The organism is Barnesiella sp. CU968, from assembly GCF_905219685.1.
In the GTDB taxonomy this organism is placed as follows: domain Bacteria; phylum Bacteroidota; class Bacteroidia; order Bacteroidales; family Muribaculaceae; genus Lepagella; species Lepagella muris_A.
Genome location: NZ_CAJMXD010000236.1, coordinates 1 through 4812, shown reverse-complemented (window position 1 = coordinate 4812; position 4812 = coordinate 1). Strand labels below are relative to the sequence as shown.

5 protein-coding genes are annotated in these 4812 nt (G+C 46.7%); 2 read left to right on the top strand and 3 right to left on the bottom strand.

The genetic code is table 11. The annotated features are described in order from the left end of the window. A partial coding sequence (locus tag JX312_RS09390; RefSeq protein WP_204457815.1) for a hypothetical protein occupies positions 1 to 271 on the top strand: 271 nt, incomplete at its 5' end. Between the two features lie 31 nt (positions 272 to 302). Beyond that, positions 303 to 3131, top strand: coding sequence for a C10 family peptidase (locus JX312_RS09385; protein WP_204457814.1), 2829 nt, complete (start codon positions 303 to 305; stop codon positions 3129 to 3131). Between the two features lie 305 nt (positions 3132 to 3436). Here the strand turns inward: JX312_RS09385 and JX312_RS09380 are convergent, their stop codons facing one another. The 3 genes from JX312_RS09380 to JX312_RS14315 form a co-directional block, all read right to left on the bottom strand. Continuing rightward, positions 3437 to 3874, bottom strand: a complete 438-nt coding sequence (locus JX312_RS09380; RefSeq protein ID WP_123407868.1) for a hypothetical protein — start codon at positions 3872 to 3874, stop codon at positions 3437 to 3439. Beyond that, a complete protein-coding gene (locus JX312_RS09375) occupies positions 3867 to 4328 on the bottom strand; it encodes a helix-turn-helix transcriptional regulator (protein ID WP_204457813.1) in 462 nt (153 codons plus the stop codon). The genes JX312_RS09380 and JX312_RS09375 overlap by 8 nt, the downstream gene beginning before the upstream one ends. 188 nt (positions 4329 to 4516) lie before the next feature. Beyond that, positions 4517 to 4663 carry a hypothetical protein gene (locus JX312_RS14315; RefSeq protein WP_370541491.1) on the bottom strand — a complete coding sequence of 49 codons (147 nt, stop codon included), beginning with the start codon at positions 4661 to 4663 and terminating at the stop codon, positions 4517 to 4519. Positions 4664 to 4812 lie beyond the last annotated feature (149 nt).

Here is a 4812-nt window from a genome sequence, read left to right as displayed (position 1 = left end):
CTCTGTACCGAGCGATGAAGCACTGATAGCCGAGTTCTCCGGTGTTGAAGACATGACTATAGGCACTGAAGACACAGTAACATTCAGATCAGTTGGCAACGGCATGATTGAAGTGACAGCAGCCACAGACACGATCGTTGAGATCTACGATCTTTCAGGACGCAAAATCATGAACACCACGATATCCTATGGTGTCAACACTCTTCGCGTAAACGCCTCAGGTGTAGTGATGGTAAAGGCAGGAGCCGTAGCCCGCAAGCTTGCCCTCTGACCACTCTCTAACCATAGAATCATAACGCAACATGAAAAAACTGTTTTATCTGTTGGCGGCAATCAGTCTGACAGCAGGAGCCGATGCAAAAACAATCACTCTGTCGCAGGCTGAAGACATAGCAGCCGGATTTATTAAAGGCAAGGCAGTCAATGCACCAAGGCTGAAGAAAGTTCCGGGGAATACTACAGATAAAAATGTCTCCCTTCCATATTATATTTATAATTACGACGGAGGCGGATTTATAATAGTATCAGGCGATGACCGGTTCGGAGAAATTCTTGCCTATAGCCATTCGGGAGCTATAGACCCGGTGTCGGCACCAGAAGGACTCACAGATTTGCTCGGCATGTACACCACTGCATACAAGGCTCTCCCTTCTGAGGGAGAGCCTGCCGGCAAAGCCTCTGTAAACACCCCCTCTCCGGTTATAGCTCCTTTGCTCGGCGACAACATTACATGGGGACAGGATGCGCCGTTTAACACTATGACTCCTGTTTATTCCGGCACAAAACACTTCTACACCGGATGTGTAGCATGTGCGGCTACGCAGATCATGCGTTTCCACAGCTATCCGGCAAAGGGCACAGGCAGCAAGACATATACCGATCCATTGTCGAAAAACACCCTTACAGCCGATTTCGCCAACACCGAATATAAGTGGGACCTAATGCCCGGCAAAGTGCCCCAGCAGGTCTCGGCACAACAGACCCTCGCATACTCCACACTTGCCGCCCATTTCGGCATCGCGGTAGAAATGCAATACGAAGAAGCGGGCAGCGGAGCCTACGACATGCTTGTTCCTTATGCCTTGCGCACTTATTTCGGATATGACGCAGGCGTGCGCGGACATTTGCGCGACTATTATTCTACATCCGAATGGATGGCACTTATAAAAGAAGAGCTTTCCGAAGGGCGCCCGGTGTTCTATGGTGGCACAAGCGACAAAGGGACGGGCGGACACGCCTTTGTGCTCGACGGATATGATTCGCAAGACTTTGTTCACGTAAACTGGGGCTGGTACGGCAATTCCAACGGCTATTTCCGTATCAACCATCTTGACCCGTCATCACTTGGCGAAGGCGGCGGAGCAGGAGGATACAATCTCAGCCAGGATATGGTGACCGGTATCCGCCCGGCACGGGAAGGCTCGGTTCGCGAACATGCACTCTACGGAGAGTCTCGTCTCAGTGTAGACGGTCCGTTCAACGACACATTCACAATGATGAGCTTCATAGGTAATATTGATGTGGAACCGTTCAACGGACACATCGAGGGTGCCCTTGTAAAAAATGGAGAAATCGTGGCAACGCTCGGAGGCAACACCCTGTCGCTGGGAGGTTTTACGAACGGTCATTCCGGTTCGTCTCTTGTGACCATTCAGAATGTGGCGTCTTCTGTGCCAAACGTTGCCGATGGCGACGGCTATGAACTGAGACTTGTCTACAAAGGGGACGGAGACTCCGGCTGGAAAATACTCCGCCATCCCAATGGACTGACATCCCGCACCTATGCCTCGGTAAAGGAAGGTAGCATAATTATCGGCGAAAAGCATATGCCCTATCCCGATGTGGTGCTTCATTCCGCCATATCCACCGACGGAGACTTATATGCAGGTGGTTCGGGACGCGCTTCGTTCGATATGGAAAGCATGACCGGTGATTATGATATTTCTGGAATCACCATCCGTCTTGTCAATGTGAATGATCCCTCGCTTGTTTTCGACTCCAATGTCAGCGTGCGGGTATATAACCAAAGCGTGGAGAATGTGGACGTGACATTCCCCGTCAGCACTGAAGTTCCGGAGGGAAAATACAGACTGGAGGCTCTTATAAAAGCCAATGACAAAGAATATCCTTTTGCACTTAATGGTTTCGATCCGACAGTCGTTAATGTGCTGCCTACCCCGGTTTCTCCGGTAGTGCGCCTTGCCGCCACTCCGGTGTGGCAGGTGAACAACAGTTCGGCGGCGGTAGCCGACCGACTGGCACAAGGAGAATTTCTTTATGTCACCGGCACTTTCCGCAATGCGGGGGTGGCAGGTACCGCCAAGATACTTACCCGTCTCACAAATACGCAGACCGGACAGACTTCACCATTAATTATGGCAGAAGCAACATTCACCAACGACCGAGCCGTGTCGGTGACATTCGCACGTCAGGTACCACACGATCCGGGCACTTACATTGTCAACTTCGTGCAGGTTTCAAACGATCATGCCCAGACACCTATAGAGACTATTGGCGAACCGCTCGCCATCACTGTTGACCCATCGGAAAAAATTGTGGCGGATGTAACAAAGTTTGAGTTCCCCGACAAGATTGATAAAAATGCAAGAGTGCCGTTCAGTCTTGAGGCAAAAGCACGCCAGACTGCCACAAACACGCTCTATATCCGCTTGCGCCAGCTTACCAATACCAAAGGTGAGATAGTGACCATGAAGAGCGGCACGAAGTTCGTTGCAGGCGAGACTGTCACCGTATCCGGCAACTATAGTCCCGGAAGCTCATTGGAAGACGGGATCTATATGATTATAGTGGAAGCCGGTCCGACAAGCTCCAAGACAAATCCACTCGGCAACCACACCGTTTATGCCCAAACAGTGACAATCGGCGATGTGAGCGGTATAGAGGCAATAGAAGCAGCGAATACAACTGCCGCCATATGGCTCGAAGGTAAAATGCTACGTATAGCCACTGCGGAAGGACAGGAAATAGAGTCGGTAGACATCTACTCTGCATCCGGTCTACTTATGGCACGCAACATGTATGACCTCTCCGCTTTGACTCCCGGAATCTACCTTGTTTCCGCCACGCTGACCAACGGCTCCCGCACCATCGCAAAAATAGCACTCAAATAAACGCATTGAGTTCACATGTAACAACAATAATGGCACGGAGAAAATTCTCCGTGCCATTATTGTAAATTCACAAAGTTATTTCAATTTTAAAATCCCATATCATCAATAATCTTTCGGATAATAGCAACATCAACCGTGAAATAATCGAGAGCCGTGTTAAATAAGTGTTAAAATCTGCAAATCATTTGTACAGCAACATAGAAGCCCGCTATGCTACTTTGCCTTAAATGAATTTTATTCAAAAGAGAGCCGCCCCAAATTTCACAGTTATTTTTAAGCAACTTCTTAAGCTACCGCCCCTGACATTAGCTTAATCTTACCGACAAGGAATCCTTTACAATTTCCGCAAGATTCACAGCAGGAAGGATTAGACGCAAGGGTGTATTCTCGAGTTTCGCCAATAGAACACCACGCAAAGCCCCATAAGTATTAGACGCAAAGTATACCAATAGCTGCTTTGGAATAACGATAGATCCATCTTCACTCAGATCTGATATGGTTTCCGGTGCCAGACCATATGTAAACAACACAGATGCCTTGAGCACTATAGTGCCACTCTGAGTTCCAACCACAGCACATTCACAGTCGAGCATCCCCTTGGCAGTATGATATTCAAAACGAACCGTTGAACTTAAACGCAGAGAATCTGCCGACACATTATAATTATCTTCAAAGAATGCGAACTGGTCGATTCCTCCCCTTTCTATATTGAAAAGAGCTCGTTTGGTGGTCTTTTCAGGCATAATCCCAGATATTAGTTGATTTTACTTTATTCCTATTCTTGCCAACAGACATATTTACAGACATGTATTCTTCCCGTTCGGTAGACTCCGTGTCAAATCCTGAATAAATAACCTGAATAGCGACCGCCTTCTTTTCTTTCTGTGGCACAACCTCCCGGTCTATTATATGGAGTTCGAGAGCACGCTCTATTTCAACAAGTGTTCTGAGTTCGAAATTGGTTTTACCATTAAGATATCTGGTAACATTAGCAGGGGTAATTCCCAACATCTCTGCAAATTCCATATTGGTAATCCCATTCACCCTCAGATGGCGTTTTATTTTAGACGCAATCGCAGAAGATGCCGACATCCAATGGCGGTCTCTTCGCCTTGCCTCCATCAGATTTCGCTCTTCGCTCGTCAACTCACGTGCCACACAATTAAGCCTGTCTACATTAACTCTCAACTTATCCATATCAGGTATCCTTTCTTATTAGCATAGCGTTCAAATATTTAATAAAACAACAATCGAATTAAATTCTTCTTGTAAACAAGCTTCCTTTAAGGAGGCAAGGATAGTATTAATCATTCTTTCTTCTATCGAAGAAAGTACAATATATTCAGCTAAAGACCTCTTGAGTATTAAATATGGAAATTGTCCTATTAATTTGCTTTATACAAACCAGTTATGGTAGAACAAGGAGGTGTAGTGGCAAGAATTATACTCCCGGCTCCAATTCTTGTATTATCTCCAATGAAAACATCCCCCAATATTAAAGATTTACAACCTATGAAAACATTTTTGCCAATCCGGGGAGGAGTTAGACTTTTATGTTCACTGAGACCTATGGTGCATTCATGGTAGATAGTACAATTATTACCAATTATTACTGTCCGCTAAACTTTTTTTGAGCGATTGAAAAATTAGGGCTGACACCTATTGCAGGAGTCAGCCCTAA